The organism is Klebsiella sp. KPN54798 (assembly GCF_021184225.1).
Classification (GTDB): domain Bacteria; phylum Pseudomonadota; class Gammaproteobacteria; order Enterobacterales; family Enterobacteriaceae; genus Klebsiella; species Klebsiella pneumoniae.
Genome location: NZ_CP089234.1, coordinates 4936211 through 4951170, shown reverse-complemented (window position 1 = coordinate 4951170; position 14960 = coordinate 4936211). Strand labels below are relative to the sequence as shown.

Here is a 14960-nt window from a genome sequence, read left to right as displayed (position 1 = left end):
CATGATATGTCGTTCCTGACCCCGCCTGCGGGCGGGGACCTGAAAAAAGGGGACGATTCTATACGTAAAACTCGCCAAATGGCATCTGCGTAAGCTGCGTCATCACCGCTGCCCGGCAGCGCCTGACGTGATGCTCAGCTTAATGATCAGTCATCGGACGAGGAAAAGTTTTTACGCGTTTTTACCTGTACCTGCGCCATGCTTTCCAGGATGCGGTGGTAGTTCTCAAAACGGCTTTCGGCGATCTTGCCGTTCTCTACCGCTTCGCGAAGCGCACAGCCAGGATCGGTATCGTGTTTACAGTCGCGATATTTGCAACGGCCTAAATAATCATGGAATTCGACAAAGCCGTTGGTGATTTGTTCCGCTTCCAGATGCCACAGGCCGAACTCACGTACCCCCGGTGAATCAATCACATCGCCGCCGTGCGGGAAGTGGTAGAGGCGTGCCGCGGTGGTGGTGTGTTGACCTAAGCCGGAAACGTCCGAGACATCATTGGTGAGGATCTGATCCTCGTTCAACCCGAGCAGGGCGTTCAGCAGGCTCGATTTACCGACCCCGGACTGCCCGGCGAAGATACTGATGCGGTCGGTCAGGGCCGCTTCCAGCGGCTTAAGGCCGTCCTGAGTCCGACTGGAAACCAGCAGCACGCGGTAACCGATGTTGCGGTAGATATCCATTTGCTCATTGACGAAGCGCAGACCATCATCATCCAGCAGATCGATTTTATTCAGCACAATGAGCGGCTCGATATCCTGCGCTTCGCAGGCCACCAGATAGCGATCGATAATATTCAGCGACAGCTCAGGCAGGATCGCGGAAACCACCACGATCTGGTCGATATTGGCGGCGATAGGCTTCACGCCGTCGTAAAAATCCGGACGCGTCAGGACGGAGGCGCGATCGTGCACCGCCTCGACGATCCCTTTGACGCTTACGCCGTCGGCGGCGTCTTTACCCGGCCGCCAGACCACGCGGTCGCCGGTGACCAGCGAGCGGATCGTCCGGCGGATATTGCAGCGATGCACGCTGCCGTCAGCGGATTCGACGTCGGCATGCATACCAAAGCGACTGATGACAATGCCTTCCGACGTTTCGCCAAACAGGTTGTCATCGTAGTCGGCCTTCTCCGCAGTGGTTTTCAGACGGCGCTGGTGGTTGGCTTTGACGCGGCGCTGCTGGCCTTTGGAGAGTTTATTTTTACTCAATCGAACTGGCTCCTGGTCGCCCTGATGGGGCAAAACCTCTATGATACACGCTATTTTAGATGAATATAGTCACGCGAGAAGGGTGGAAAATAGCATGAGTGCAAATGAAAACAACCTCATTTGGATCGATCTTGAGATGACAGGGCTGGATCCGGAGCGCGATCGCATTATCGAAATCGCCACCCTGGTGACCGATGCCAACCTGAACATTCTGGCTGAGGGCCCGGCCATCGCGGTGCATCAGTCGGACGCTCAGCTGGCATTAATGGACGAGTGGAATGTGCGGACGCATACCGGCAGCGGTCTGGTGGATCGCGTAAAGGCGAGCACCGTCAGCGAGCACGATGCCGAACTGGCGACCATTGAGTTTCTTAAGCAGTGGGTGCCGGCGGGCAAGTCGCCGATCTGCGGCAACAGTATCGGCCAGGATCGTCGCTTCCTGTTTAAGTACATGCCGCAACTGGAAGCCTATTTCCACTATCGCTATCTGGACGTTAGCACGCTGAAAGAGCTGGCGCGCCGCTGGAAGCCGGAAATTCTCGACGGCTTTAAAAAGCAGGGCACTCATCAGGCGATGGACGATATCCGCGAGTCGGTCGCCGAGCTGGCTTACTACCGCGAACACTTCATTAAACTGTAAACCGCGACCGGGCCCTGTGCGCGGCCCGGTACACTTTTCTGCGTTATTTAAACCACTTCTGCTGCATCTGCTGGAAGTCAGGTGTCGCCATGACCGCGGCCAGGGCATCGTTGATGGCGTTCAGCAGCTCCGGATCGTCTTTGCGCACCGCAATCGCATACTGCTTACCGTAATAAGCCGGGTCGGTGGCCCGTTCATCCATGATGGCGTAGTCAGGGTTCTCCTGCTGCCAGGCGTCGAGGGTGGCGAAGTCGCCCATGACGCCGGTTATTTGCCCGGCTTTCAGCGCGGCCAGGGCGCTGGCGACATCGTCGTAAGGGACAGCCTGTACGGCTTTCTGTTTATCACGCAGGTAGCGCTGATGCAGCGTGCCTTTCACCACGCCGACTTTTTTAGCCTTCAGATCGGCAAAGGAATGGGCGACATCTTTGTTGACGAGCACTACCCCGGAGAGCGCCTGGCGATAGGGTCGGCTGAAGGCGACCTGCTTCTCACGCATCGGGATCACTTCCATGCCGGCAATCACCGCGTCAAATTTCTTAAAGCGTAAAGCCGGGATCAGGGTATCGAAACGCTGCGCCGTGAACTGGCACTGCGCCTGCATCTGCTGGCACAGGGCGTGCGCGAGATCGATATCGAAGCCAACGGGCTGATTTTTGCCGTTGGCGGTGACAAACGGTGGATTGGCCGTGGTGGTGCCAAAATGGAGCGTCTCGGCTGACGCGGTTCCGATGGCCAGCGTGCTCAGCAGCAGGACGGTGAGGACTTTTCTCATGCTAATTCCCTGTTTGGCGTCGGGGTGGCCTCGTTATACGTCGCGCCACCGCTGTATGATGCGAGCGATTTTGCGTCATTCAGCCGGGCGGAAAAAGCGATTTTGCCCGTTATGACGCTTATTTATACAATTCAGCGGCGTGGGTGGCGAGAAAATGTCCATTTAAACAAAAAACGCAAAAAAGTGATCGTCAGGGGGTTGCAGGGGCATCGAATTCTCGTATAATGCGCCTCCCGTAACGACGCAGAAATGCAAATTACGACGCCATCGAAATATGGCAAAAAATGCAGTAACGCGGGAATAGCTCAGTTGGTAGAGCACGACCTTGCCAAGGTCGGGGTCGCGAGTTCGAGTCTCGTTTCCCGCTCCAAAATTTGAAAGCACCATCCTGATCAAAGGATTTCATCTCGCAGATGCGGGGCGAAAGCCGAAGATTAAGCGGGAATAGCTCAGTTGGTAGAGCACGACCTTGCCAAGGTCGGGGTCGCGAGTTCGAGTCTCGTTTCCCGCTCCAAAATTTGAAAGACACACCACACCAGTCGCAGTTTTCAGGTTGCTAGACGGTAGCTTGAATGACGATGATTAAGCGGGAATAGCTCAGTTGGTAGAGCACGACCTTGCCAAGGTCGGGGTCGCGAGTTCGAGTCTCGTTTCCCGCTCCAAATTTTCTTCCATCTCTTATTTATCCACAGTGCAATCCAGCGCCGGGGATGATTTTCGTTTGGTCCGCAGAAATACTGTGAACAGAGTTATCCACAGGTTGTCGTTCCGTCACTGGCGGCGCAAATGCTTCGCTTTGTAAATAGTGTCTTTGTATGTGATTGAAATTTAACAAATAAATTTCATTTCAAAATGTTAATCCGATCACTTGACCTTGGTCTGCGCCTTGAAACGCAATGTGTTTTAGATTTTATTCACAGCCTGTGAATGAATCAGGCGTCGCGCGGCAAGCCTTTCTCTACCACTCTGACCAGACGTAATTTTTTCGGCAGCTGTACTTCAACGGCGTCGGCGTTCCGCTTTTTCAGTTGCTGGGCAATCGCCCACTCAATGTGTTCGTCGAGAAGCGGGTGCTCGCCCCGGCGGCTCTCCAGGGCGCGAAGATGGGCTTCATCCCAGGGCGCATTGCCCAACGCGACGGCGATATTACGCAGCCAGCGCAGGTGGCCAATGCGACGAATCGCCGACCCTTCGGTCACCTTCAGAAACCACGCTTCGCTCCAGGCGAACAGCTCCACCAGCGGCGGGGCATGCAGCGCTTTGCGTGGGCTGAAATCCTCTTCATCGGTGAGCTGTGAGAAACGGTTCCACGGGCAGATCAGCTGACAATCATCACAACCGTAAATACGGTTGCCGATAAGTGGACGGAACTCCTCGGGGATTGCACCTTCCAGTTCAATGGTGAGATAGGAGATGCAGCGCCGGGCGTCGACGGTATAGGGCTCAACGATGGCCCCGGTGGGACAGATGGTCATGCAGGCGACGCAGCGCCCACACTCTTCCGCGACCGGGCTGTCGACCGGCAGGGGCAGATCAATCAGCAGTTCGCCGAGGAAAAAGAACGATCCGGCGTCGCGGCTTAAGATAAGTGAGTGCTTACCTGTCCAGCCTAGGCCCGCTTTTTCTGCGATTGGCCGTTCCAGGATAGGCGCGGAATCGACAAAAGGTCTAAAATTGAGCGAAGCACACTGTTCCTGAATCTTCTCCCCCAGCTTTTTCAGGCGATTACGTAGCAGCTTATGATAATCACGCCCGAGGGCATAACGGCTGACGTAACCCAGCGTGGGATCTTTCAGGGTGCGGGCAAAGGCGGCGTTAGCGGGCAGATAGTTCACCCGCACGCTGATGACGCGTAACGTACCGGGCAGCAGTTCGTGGGGACGGGCGCGCATCATACCGTGACGGGCCATCCATTCCATTTCGCCGTGGTATTGTTTATCCAGCCATGCCTGCAGTTTGGGTTCACTGGCGCTGAGGTCGGTATCGGCGATCCCCACCTGCTGGAACCCAAGCTCTGTGCCCCATTGTTTGATTTGTTGCGCTAACTGAACGAGATCGAGGGCTGTGACATGATGGACCATACAATGACGAAAAACCCTGACAGTATACCATACAACATTTGGCCTGCGGAGGCGCTGCGCCTGGCCGAACGAGAGGCGGCGGACAGCCTGGGGCTGACGCTGTTCGAACTCATGCAGCGCGCGGGCGAGGCGGCGTTCCAGCTGGCCAGCTGTGCTTATCCTGCCAGCGCGCACTGGCTGATCCTCTGCGGACATGGCAACAACGGCGGCGACGGATATGTCGTTGCGCGTCTGGCACAGGCCGCGGGGCGGCGGGTGACGCTGCTGGCGGTGGAGAGTGACAGCCCGCTGCCGGAAGAGGCGCAGGCGGCGCGGGAGGCATGGCTTAACGCCGGCGGCGTGATCCATGCGGCGACCATCCCATGGCCCGACGATATCTCACTGATTATTGATGGCCTGCTCGGCACCGGTCTGCGCAGCGCGCCGCGCGATCCCGTTGCGGCGCTCATCCACCAGGCGAACCACCACCCGGCGCCGGTGGTGGCGCTGGATATCCCTTCCGGCCTGAATGCGCAGACGGGCGCGACGCCAGGTGCAGTGGTACAGGCCGACCATACGCTGACCTTTATCGCCCTCAAGCCGGGGCTGCTGACCGGCAAGGCGCGGGATGTCGTCGGGCAACTCCACCATCATGCGCTGGGGCTCGAACGCTGGCTCGCCGGACAAAGCACTCCTCTGACGCGGTTTTGCGCCGCCCACCTCGCCGACTGGCTGCCGCCGCGGCGGGCCACCTCCCATAAAGGCGATCACGGTAAACTGGTGATTGTCGGCGGCGATCGCGGCACGGCAGGCGCTATCCGTATGTGCGGTGAAGCGGCCCTACGCAGCGGCGCGGGACTGGTGCGAGTACTTACTCACCCGGAGAACGTGGCGCCCATTGTCACCGTGCGGCCGGAATTAATGGTAGATGAACTGACGCCGCAGACTCTGAAAGCCGCGCTGGAGTGGGCGGACGTGGTAGCGATTGGCCCCGGGCTGGGGCAGCGCGAATGGGGACGCAGCGCCCTGCGCACGGTGGAAAGTTTTAACAAACCGATGGTCTGGGACGCCGACGCGCTGAACCTGCTGGCATTCAATCCCGATAAACGTCACAATCGCGTGCTAACGCCGCACCCCGGCGAAGCGGCCCGTCTGCTGAACGTCAGCGTGGCAGAAATTGAAAGCGATCGCTTACTTTCTGCGCAGCGTCTGGTAAAACGGTATGGTGGCGTGGTTGTGCTGAAAGGCGCGGGCACGGTGGTGGCCAGTGAAAGCGGGGCGATGGGCATTATCGATGCCGGCAATGCCGGGATGGCCAGCGGCGGGATGGGCGATGTGCTCACCGGCATCATCGCCGCGTTGTTAGGACAGCACCTGACGCCGTATGATGCTGCCTGTGCCGGGTGCGTCGCTCATGGTGATGCCGCCGACCGACTGGCCGCCCGCGAGGGCACCCGCGGCATGCTGGCGACCGATCTCTTTTCCACGCTCAGGCGTGTTGTTAACCCGGATGTGATTGACGTAGACCATGATTAACCGAGTGATTCCTTTACCCGATGAGCAGGCCACGCTGGCCCTTGGCGACCGCATCGCGCAGGCCTGTACCGGCGCCACCGTGATTTATCTGTATGGTGATTTAGGCGCGGGGAAAACGACCTTCAGCCGCGGCTTTTTGCAGGCGCTCGGTCACCGCGGCAATGTCAAAAGCCCAACTTATACCCTGGTGGAGCCCTATACCCTTGAGAACCTGATGGTGTATCACTTCGATCTCTACCGTCTGGCGGATCCTGAGGAACTCGAATTTATGGGGATCCGTGATTATTTTGCCGACGATGCCATCTGCCTGGTGGAATGGCCGCAGCAAGGCGCAGGTGTCCTGCCTGACCCGGATGTTGAAATTCACCTTGATTACCAGGCACAAGGGCGTGAGGCGCGTATTACCGCGATCTCCTCACGGGGTGAATCTTTACTGGCGCGTTTAGCCTTTTAGCCTGAAGGATGACGGGATGAAGTATCGCATAACCACCTGGCTTGCCGCTGCGCTGATGCTGTCGAGTCTTCACGCCACTGCGGCGAGTTTATCCGATATCCAGGTCTCTAACGGAGACCAGCAGGCCCGTATTACCCTAAGCTTTGTCGGTGAGCCGGAGTACTCCTTTACCCCACAGGGTAAACGTCTGGTGGCGCTGGATATCAAGCAGACCGGCGTATTGCAGGGACTACCGCTGCAGTTTAGCGGCAGCAACCTGGTGAAGAGTATTCGCGCCGGCACGCCGCAGGATACGCAGACGCTGCGTCTGCTGGTGGATCTGACGGAAGATGGCAAAACCCGGGCGGTGAAGCAACAGAACGGGGCGAATTACACGGTGGTCTTTACCATCAACGCCGACGCGCCGCCGCCGCCGCCTCCGCCGCCCGTGGTGGTGAAACGGGCCGACCCGCCGCCGGTGATGCCTTCCCGGACGACGACGTCAGGGCGTAACCCGTTCAGCTCGTCGGGTCATGAACGGCAGACGGTGATGACCTCCTCTCAGCCGGCGATGACCAACAATCAGACCGTGACTCGCCCGGCGGCCCGTACGGTGTCGGCGGATGATAAGGTGATTATCGCCATCGATGCCGGACACGGCGGTCAGGATCCTGGCGCGATTGGCCCGAACGGCACCAAAGAGAAAAACGTGACTATCGCTATCGCGCGCAAGCTGCGGGCGTTACTGAACGCCGATCCGCAGTTTAAGCCGGTGCTGACCCGCGACGGGGATTACTTTATTTCGGTGATGGGCCGCTCTGACGTGGCGCGTAAGCAAAACGCCAATTTCCTCGTCTCTATCCATGCTGACGCCGCGCCAAACCGCGATGCCACTGGCGCCTCGGTGTGGGTGCTCTCGAACCGTCGCGCCAACAGCGAAATGGCCGGTTGGCTCGAGCAGCATGAGAAACAGTCTGAACTGCTCGGCGGTGCGGGCGATGTGCTGGCAAACAGCCAGGCCGACCCCTACCTGAGCCAGGCGGTGCTGGATCTGCAGTTTGGTCATTCCCAGCGCGTCGGCTACGATGTGGCGACCAACGTGCTGAGCCAGCTGCAGCGTATTGGCAACCTGCACAAACGCCGCCCGGAGCATGCCAGCCTTGGAGTGCTGCGCTCGCCGGACATCCCGTCGATCCTCGTGGAAACGGGCTTTATCAGTAACAACGGCGAAGAGCGGCTGCTGGGGAGCGATGATTACCAGGAGCAGATTGCGGAGGCGATTTATAACGGCTTACGCAACTACTTTATGCAGCATCCGCTGCAGTCGGCGCCTCGCGGCGAGGCGGCGCAGACCGCCAGCGCCGCGGCGCCGGGCGGGATGTTGATTAACTAAGGAGCAGGGGATGCCGATTCAGGTTCTGCCGCCGCAGCTCGCCAACCAGATTGCCGCCGGCGAGGTGGTGGAGCGGCCCGCGTCGGTGGTGAAAGAGCTGGTTGAGAACAGTCTTGATGCGGGCGCCACGCGGATTGACATTGATATCGAACGCGGCGGCGCGAAGCTTATTCGCATCCGCGATAACGGCAGCGGCATCAAAAAAGACGAGCTGGCGCTGGCCCTAGCTCGTCATGCGACCAGCAAGATCGCCTCGCTTGACGATCTGGAGGCCATTATCAGCCTCGGCTTTCGCGGCGAAGCGCTGGCCAGTATCAGTTCGGTAGCGCGCTTAACGCTGACTTCGCGCACGGCGGAGCAGCAGGAAGCCTGGCAGGCGTATGCTGAAGGCCGCGATCAGGCGGTGACGGTGAAGCCGGCGGCGCACCCGGTCGGTACCACTCTGGAAGTCCTCGATCTGTTCTATAACACCCCGGCGCGGCGCAAATTTATGCGCACCGAAAAGACCGAGTTCGGCCACATTGACGAGGTGGTGCGCCGCATTGCGCTGGCGCGCTTCGACGTCACTATCAACCTCAGCCATAACGGCAAGGTGATGCGCCAGTATCGGGCCGTCGCTCAGGATGGCCAGCGCGAGCGCCGGCTGGGGACAATTTGCGGCGCCGCTTTTCTCGAACATGCGCTGGCGATCGAGTGGCAGCATGGCGATCTGACCCTGCGCGGCTGGGTCGCCGATCCGCTGCATACCACCCCGGCGCTGGCGGAAATTCAGTATTGCTACGTTAACGGGCGGATGATGCGCGATCGGCTGATCAACCATGCTATCCGCCAGGCCTGTGAAGACAAGCTAGGGGCCGATCAGCAGCCGGCGTTTGTGCTGTATCTGGAGATCGATCCCCATCAGGTGGATGTAAACGTCCACCCGGCCAAGCATGAGGTGCGTTTCCATCAGTCGCGCCTGGTGCACGACTTTATCTACCAGGGCGTACTGAGCGTACTGCAGCAGCAGCTTGACGCGCCGCTGGCGGAAAAAGACGACCCGCCGGCGCCGCGCCCGATGCCGGAGAACCGCATCGCCGCGGGCGGCAACCAGTTTGCGCGGCCAGCGGAAGCGCGGGAGCCTGCGACCCGCTTCAGCATCACGCCATCGCGTGAGCCTGCGGCCTCCAGCGGCAAACCGGGCGGCGCGAGCTGGCCGCATGCGCAGCCGGGTTACCAGAAGCAGCAGGGAGCGCTTTATCGTCAACTGCTCGACACGCCAACGGCGCCAAAGCCAGCGTTGCAGCCTCCGGCGGCGGCAGAGTTGGCCGGTCACAGTCAGAGCTTTGGCAGAGTGCTGACGATTGTTGGCGGCGACTGCGCGCTGCTGGAGCGCGAGGGCGGTCTGGCGCTGCTGTCGTTGACCGTTGCCGAGCGCTGGCTGCGCCAGGCGCAGTTGACCCCGGGAGCGGAGGCGGTATGTGCTCAGCCGCTGCTGATCCCGCTGCGGTTAAAAGTTACGGAAGGGGAAAAGCAGGCGCTGGCCGCCGCTCAGCCGGCGCTGGCGCAGCTAGGGATCGATGTGCATACCGATGCCCTGCACGTGACGGTGCGCGCGGTCCCTTTACCCTTAAGACAACAAAATTTACAAATCTTGATTCCTGAACTGATAGGCTACCTGGCGCAGCAAAACGCATTCGACGTCGGCAATATCGCCCAATGGATGGCGCGTAATCTGACGAGCGAACAGACGTCATGGAATATGGCGCAGGCGATTGCGCTGCTGGCGGACGTTGAGCGTCTTTGCCCGCAGCTGTTGAGAACGCCGCCGGGTGGCCTGTTACAACCTGTAGATCTCCATTCGGCGATGAATGCCCTGAAAGATGAATGATGTAACCGAGGCGAGCCTGCCCAAGGCAATTTTTTTAATGGGCCCGACGGCCTCCGGCAAAACCGCGCTGGCGATAGCCTTACGTAAAGTTTTGCCAGTAGAGTTGATTAGCGTTGATTCCGCCCTCATTTATCGGGGAATGGATATTGGCACCGCCAAACCGGATGCTGCGGAGCTTAGCGCTGCGCCGCATCGGCTGCTGGATATTTTGGATCCTGCGGAGGCCTATTCCGCGGCGGATTTTCGCCGCGATGCGCTGGCGGCGATGGCGGATATTGTCGCCGCCGGGCGAATTCCGCTGTTAGTCGGCGGAACGATGTTGTATTTCAAAGCGTTGCTGGAAGGATTGTCGCCCTTACCGTCGGCTGACCCAGAGGTCAGAGCGCGGATTGAGCAGCAGGCCGCAGAGCAGGGGTGGAATGCGTTACATCAGCAATTACAGGAGATCGATCCCGTGGCTGCTGCGCGTATTCATCCAAATGATCCGCAAAGGCTTTCCCGGGCACTGGAAGTTTTTTTCATTTCGGGTAAAACTTTAACGGAACTGACGCAAACGTCAGGAGACGCTCTGCCATATCAGGTGCATCAGTTCGCCATCGCCCCGGCGAGCCGTGAACTGCTCCATCAACGCATAGAACAGCGTTTTCATCAGATGTTAGCTTCAGGTTTTGAAGCAGAAGTACGGGCGCTTTTTGCCCGCGGAGATTTGCATACGGACATGCCTTCCATCCGTTGTGTCGGATACCGCCAGATGTGGTCATATCTCAATGGCGAGATCCCGTATGATGAGATGGTTTATCGAGGTGTTTGCGCCACGAGACAGTTAGCCAAACGTCAGGTCACCTGGCTGCGCGGTTGGGAAGGTGTGCACTGGTTAGACAGTGAACAACCTGAACAAGCGCTCAACAAAGTATTACAGGTTGTTGGTGCGAGCCAGAACTGAACGTGTACAATTAAACGGTATCGTGCGTAATTTTTTTTGAGAATCGTAAGGTTCTGAGTACAAAACAAGCATACATATAAGGAAAAGAGAGAATGGCTAAGGGGCAATCTTTACAAGATCCGTTCCTGAACGCTTTGCGTCGGGAACGCGTTCCGGTTTCTATTTATTTGGTGAATGGTATCAAGCTGCAAGGGCAAATTGAGTCTTTCGATCAGTTCGTGATCCTGTTGAAGAACACGGTCAGCCAGATGGTCTATAAGCACGCAATTTCTACTGTTGTCCCGTCTCGCCCGGTGTCTCACCACAGCAACAATGCTGGCGGCGGTTCCAGTAACTATCACCACGGTGGTAGCGCGCAGGGTTCTTCTGCGCCGCAACAAGACAGCGACGACGCCGAATAAGGCCAGTGCTGTTTTTCCACGCCGGGGAGCCAGGTTTTCTGCGTTCCCCGCTGGTATTTTATAAGGGGTTTACGCTTGTTTGACCGTTATGACGCCGGTGAGCAGGCGGTACTGGTACACATCTATTTTTCGCAAGACAAAGATATGGAAGATCTCCAGGAGTTTGAAACTCTGGCCTCTTCCGCCGGTGTCGAAGCAATGCAGGTGATTACCGGTAGCCGTAAAGCACCGCACCCGAAGTATTTTGTTGGTGAAGGTAAGGCAGTCGAAATTGCGGAAGCCGTTAAAGCGACCGGCGCTTCGGTCGTGCTCTTCGATCATGCCCTGAGTCCGGCGCAAGAACGTAACCTGGAACGCCTGTGCGAATGCCGGGTTATCGATCGCACCGGTCTTATTTTAGATATTTTCGCCCAGCGCGCGCGCACCCATGAAGGGAAATTGCAGGTCGAGCTGGCGCAGCTGCGCCATATGGCGACTCGCCTTGTCCGCGGTTGGACCCACCTTGAAAGACAGAAGGGCGGGATTGGTTTGCGTGGCCCGGGTGAAACCCAGCTCGAAACCGACCGCCGTTTATTGCGTAACCGTATCATGCAGATCCTGTCGCGGCTGGAAAAAGTCGAGAAACAGCGCGAGCAGGGGCGGCGGTCGCGTGCGAAAGCCGATATTCCTACCGTGTCGCTGGTGGGCTATACCAACGCCGGAAAATCAACGCTCTTTAATCAGATCACTGCCGCCGAGGTCTATGCCGCGAACCAGCTGTTCGCCACCCTGGACCCGACGCTGCGCCGCATTGACGTCCCTGACGTCGGCGAAACGGTGCTGGCCGATACCGTGGGCTTTATTCGCCATCTGCCGCACGATCTGGTAGCCGCGTTTAAAGCGACGTTGCAGGAGACGCGTCAGGCGACGCTGCTGCTGCATGTGATTGACGCGGCGGATGTCCGCGTGCAGGAAAACATTGATGCGGTAAATACGGTTCTCGCTGAAATTGAGGCCGATGAGATCCCGGCGCTGCTGGTGATGAACAAAATCGACATGCTTGACGATTTTGAACCGCGCATCGATCGCGACGATGAAAATAAACCGATTCGGGTCTGGCTTTCAGCCCAGACCGGGGTTGGCGTACCACTGCTTTTTCAGGCATTAACGGAGCGTCTTTCCGGTGAAGTGGCCCAGCATACGCTGCGCTTACCGCCGAAAGAAGGGCGACTGAGAAGCCGTTTCTATCAGCTTCAGGCGATAGAAAAAGAGTGGATGGAGGATGACGGCAGCGTGAGTCTGCAGGTGCGCATGCCGATCGTTGACTGGCGGCGCCTCTGTAAGCAAGAGCCAACGCTTGTTGACTATGTGGTTTAACCTTGCAGCTTGCCTGAAGATATTGACCCCTGTGGGGATATCAAAAACAAATATGGAGCATATACATGGCGTGGAATCAGCCCGGTAATAACGGACAGGACCGCGACCCGTGGGGGAGCAGCAAACCTGGCGGCAACTCTGAGGGAAATGGCAATAAAGGCGGTCGCGAGCAGGGGCCGCCGGATCTGGATGATATCTTCCGCAAGTTAAGTAAAAAACTTGGCGGGCTCGGCGGCGGCAAGGGCGGACTGGGCGGCGGCAATAGCGCGCAGGGGCCTCGCGGACCGATGGGCGGGCGTATTGTCGGCATCGTTGCCGCGGCGGCAGTGATTATCTGGGCGGCCAGCGGTTTCTATACCATTAAAGAGGCCGAGCGCGGCGTGGTCACCCGTTTTGGTAAGTTCAGCCATCTGGTTGAGCCTGGCCTGAACTGGAAACCGACCTTTATCGATAACGTTCAGGCGGTGAACGTGGAGTCGGTGCGCGAACTTGCGGCTTCCGGCGTCATGCTGACCTCTGACGAAAACGTGGTGCGCGTTGAGATGAACGTGCAGTACCGCGTCACCGATCCGGAGCGCTATCTGTTTAGCGTGACCAGCGCGGACGACAGTCTGCGTCAGGCCACCGACAGCGCGCTGCGCGGCGTGATCGGCAAATACACCATGGATCGTATTCTGACCGAAGGTCGTACCGTGATCCGTAGCGATACCCAGCGTGAGCTGGAAGAGACGATTCGCCCGTACAACATGGGTATCACTCTGCTGGACGTCAACTTCCAGACGGCGCGTCCGCCGGAAGAGGTGAAGGCCGCGTTTGACGATGCCATTGCCGCGCGTGAGAACGAGCAGCAGTACATTCGTGAAGCGGAAGCGTATACCAACGAAGTCCAGCCGCGGGCGAATGGTCAGGCGCAGCGTATCCTCGAAGAGGCACGCGCCTATAAGACCCAGACCGTTCTGGAAGCCCAGGGTGAAGTGGCTCGCTTTGCGAAGATCCTGCCGGAATACAAAGCCGCGCCGGAAATTACCCGCGAGCGTCTGTATATCGAAACCATGGAAAAAGTGCTGAGCCACACCCGTAAAGTGCTGGTCAATGACAGCAAAAACGGCAATCTGATGGTTCTGCCGCTGGATCAGATGCTGAAAGGCGCCGCTGCGCCGGCAGCAAAGAGCGATAGTAGTGACGCCAGCGATCTGCTGCGCCTGCCGCCAGCATCCAGCTCAAGCAGCGCCAGCACCTCATCAACCTCGAGCTCAACCGGGGGTAGCATTATGGACCAACGCCGCGCTAACGCGCAGCGTAACGACTACCAGCGTCAGGGGGAATAACGATGCGTAAATCTGTTATCGCGATCATTGTCATCGTGCTGGTAGTGCTCTACATGTCTGTCTTTGTCGTAAAGGAAGGCGAGCGCGGTATCACGCTGCGTTTCGGTAAAGTTCTGCGCGACGACGAAAACAAGCCGCTGGTGTATGCGCCAGGCCTGCACTTCAAGATCCCGTTTATCGAATCGGTGAAGATGCTGGATGCGCGTATTCAGACCATGGACAACCAGGCTGACCGTTTCGTTACTAAAGAGAAGAAAGACCTGATCGTCGACTCCTATATCAAGTGGCGCATCAGCGACTTCAGCCGTTACTACCTGGCAACCGGCGGCGGCGACGTCTCCCAGGCCGAGGTACTGCTGAAGCGTAAATTCTCTGACCGTCTGCGTTCTGAAATTGGTCGTCTGGATGTGAAAGATATCGTCACCGACTCCCGTGGTCGCCTGACCCTGGAAGTGCGCGATGCGCTGAACTCGGGTTCGGCCGGTACGGAAGATGAGGTTAGCACCCCGGCGGCTGACGACGCGATTGCTAAAGCGGCAGAGCGTGTGGAAGCCGAAACCAACGGTAAAGTGCAGGTGATCAACCCGAACAGTATGGCGGCGCTGGGTATCGAAGTTGTCGACGTACGTATCAAACAGATCAACCTGCCGGCAGAAGTGTCGGAAGCGATTTATAACCGTATGCGCGCGGAGCGTGAAGCGGTTGCTCGTCGCCATCGTTCACAGGGTCAGGAAGAGGCGGAAAAACTGCGCGCGACTGCGGACTATGAAGTCACCAAGACGCTGGCGGAAGCCGAGCGCCAGGGCCGTATCCTGCGTGGTGAAGGTGATGCGGAATCAGCGAAACTGTTTGCCGACGCGTTCAGCCAGGATCCAGGCTTCTACTCCTTTATCCGTAGCCTGCGTGCCTATGAGAAGAGCTTCCAGAGCAATCAGGATGTGATGGTCCTGAGTCCGGACAGCGATTTCTTCCGCTATATGCGTTCACCGGATTCGGCGCGTAAATAAGCCGGAGAAG

At 58.2% G+C, this 14960-nt stretch carries 13 protein-coding genes and 3 tRNA genes; 13 read left to right on the top strand and 3 right to left on the bottom strand.

Annotated elements, in window-relative coordinates:
* Positions 1 to 146: 146 nt before the first annotated feature.
* Positions 147 to 1208: a small ribosomal subunit biogenesis GTPase RsgA gene (gene rsgA, locus LPQ25_RS23785; RefSeq protein WP_004178332.1), complete on the bottom strand. Its 1062-nt coding sequence runs from the start codon at positions 1206 to 1208 to the stop codon at positions 147 to 149.
* 94 nt (positions 1209 to 1302) lie between these two features.
* On the opposite strand from rsgA, the gene orn reads away from it, so the two are divergent.
* Positions 1303 to 1848: an oligoribonuclease gene (gene orn / locus LPQ25_RS23780; RefSeq protein ID WP_014908085.1), complete on the top strand. Its 546-nt coding sequence runs from the start codon at positions 1303 to 1305 to the stop codon at positions 1846 to 1848.
* Positions 1849 to 1891: 43 nt separating this feature from the next.
* Here orn and LPQ25_RS23775 read toward each other — a convergent pair whose 3' ends face one another.
* Positions 1892 to 2623, bottom strand: a complete 732-nt coding sequence (locus LPQ25_RS23775) for a transporter substrate-binding domain-containing protein (protein ID WP_012737208.1) — start codon at positions 2621 to 2623, stop codon at positions 1892 to 1894.
* 294 nt (positions 2624 to 2917) lie between these two features.
* Between LPQ25_RS23775 and LPQ25_RS23770 the strand changes: the two genes are divergently transcribed.
* The 3 genes from LPQ25_RS23770 to LPQ25_RS23760 all read left to right on the top strand — a co-directional run bounded on the left by LPQ25_RS23770 (position 2918) and on the right by LPQ25_RS23760 (position 3285).
* Positions 2918 to 2993: transfer RNA gene (locus LPQ25_RS23770), tRNA-Gly, on the top strand.
* A gap of 68 nt (positions 2994 to 3061) precedes the next feature.
* Positions 3062 to 3137 (top strand) — tRNA-Gly (locus tag LPQ25_RS23765).
* Positions 3138 to 3209: 72 nt separating this feature from the next.
* A tRNA-Gly gene (locus LPQ25_RS23760) sits at positions 3210 to 3285 on the top strand.
* 270 nt (positions 3286 to 3555) lie between these two features.
* Here the strand turns inward: LPQ25_RS23760 and queG are convergent.
* On the bottom strand, positions 3556 to 4704 hold the full coding sequence (gene queG / locus LPQ25_RS23755; RefSeq protein ID WP_234599493.1) for a tRNA epoxyqueuosine(34) reductase QueG: 1149 nt from the start codon (positions 4702 to 4704) through the stop codon (positions 3556 to 3558).
* 3 nt (positions 4705 to 4707) lie between these two features.
* Here queG and nnr point away from each other — a divergent pair, with 3 nt between their 5' ends.
* The 9 genes from nnr (at position 4708) to hflC (ending at position 14950) form a co-directional block, all read left to right on the top strand.
* Positions 4708 to 6219, top strand: coding sequence for a bifunctional ADP-dependent NAD(P)H-hydrate dehydratase/NAD(P)H-hydrate epimerase (nnr, locus tag LPQ25_RS23750; RefSeq protein ID WP_004198690.1), 1512 nt, complete (start codon positions 4708 to 4710; stop codon positions 6217 to 6219).
* On the top strand, positions 6212 to 6673 hold the full coding sequence (gene tsaE / locus LPQ25_RS23745) for a tRNA (adenosine(37)-N6)-threonylcarbamoyltransferase complex ATPase subunit type 1 TsaE (RefSeq protein ID WP_002885589.1): 462 nt from the start codon (positions 6212 to 6214) through the stop codon (positions 6671 to 6673). Before nnr ends, tsaE begins: the two co-directional genes overlap by 8 nt.
* Positions 6674 to 6689: 16 nt before the next feature.
* Positions 6690 to 8045, top strand: coding sequence for an N-acetylmuramoyl-L-alanine amidase AmiB (amiB, locus tag LPQ25_RS23740; RefSeq protein WP_004152021.1), 1356 nt, complete (start codon positions 6690 to 6692; stop codon positions 8043 to 8045).
* 10 nt (positions 8046 to 8055) lie between these two features.
* Entirely contained in the window at positions 8056 to 9915 is a 1860-nt protein-coding gene (gene mutL / locus LPQ25_RS23735; RefSeq protein ID WP_012737210.1) for a DNA mismatch repair endonuclease MutL, read from the top strand.
* Entirely contained in the window at positions 9908 to 10858 is a 951-nt protein-coding gene (gene miaA, locus LPQ25_RS23730) for a tRNA (adenosine(37)-N6)-dimethylallyltransferase MiaA (RefSeq protein WP_002885652.1), read from the top strand. Before mutL ends, miaA begins: the two co-directional genes overlap by 8 nt.
* 92 nt (positions 10859 to 10950) lie before the next feature.
* Positions 10951 to 11259, top strand: coding sequence for an RNA chaperone Hfq (gene hfq / locus LPQ25_RS23725; RefSeq protein ID WP_002885659.1), 309 nt, complete (start codon positions 10951 to 10953; stop codon positions 11257 to 11259).
* A gap of 75 nt (positions 11260 to 11334) precedes the next feature.
* Positions 11335 to 12615 carry a ribosome rescue GTPase HflX gene (gene hflX, locus LPQ25_RS23720; protein WP_004146725.1) on the top strand — a complete coding sequence of 427 codons (1281 nt, stop codon included), beginning with the start codon at positions 11335 to 11337 and terminating at the stop codon, positions 12613 to 12615.
* 65 nt (positions 12616 to 12680) lie between these two features.
* Positions 12681 to 13943: an FtsH protease activity modulator HflK gene (gene hflK, locus LPQ25_RS23715; RefSeq protein ID WP_004146726.1), complete on the top strand. Its 1263-nt coding sequence runs from the start codon at positions 12681 to 12683 to the stop codon at positions 13941 to 13943.
* 2 nt (positions 13944 to 13945) lie between these two features.
* A complete protein-coding gene (gene hflC, locus LPQ25_RS23710) occupies positions 13946 to 14950 on the top strand; it encodes a protease modulator HflC (RefSeq protein WP_002885662.1) in 1005 nt (334 codons plus the stop codon).
* Positions 14951 to 14960: the final 10 nt, after the last annotated feature.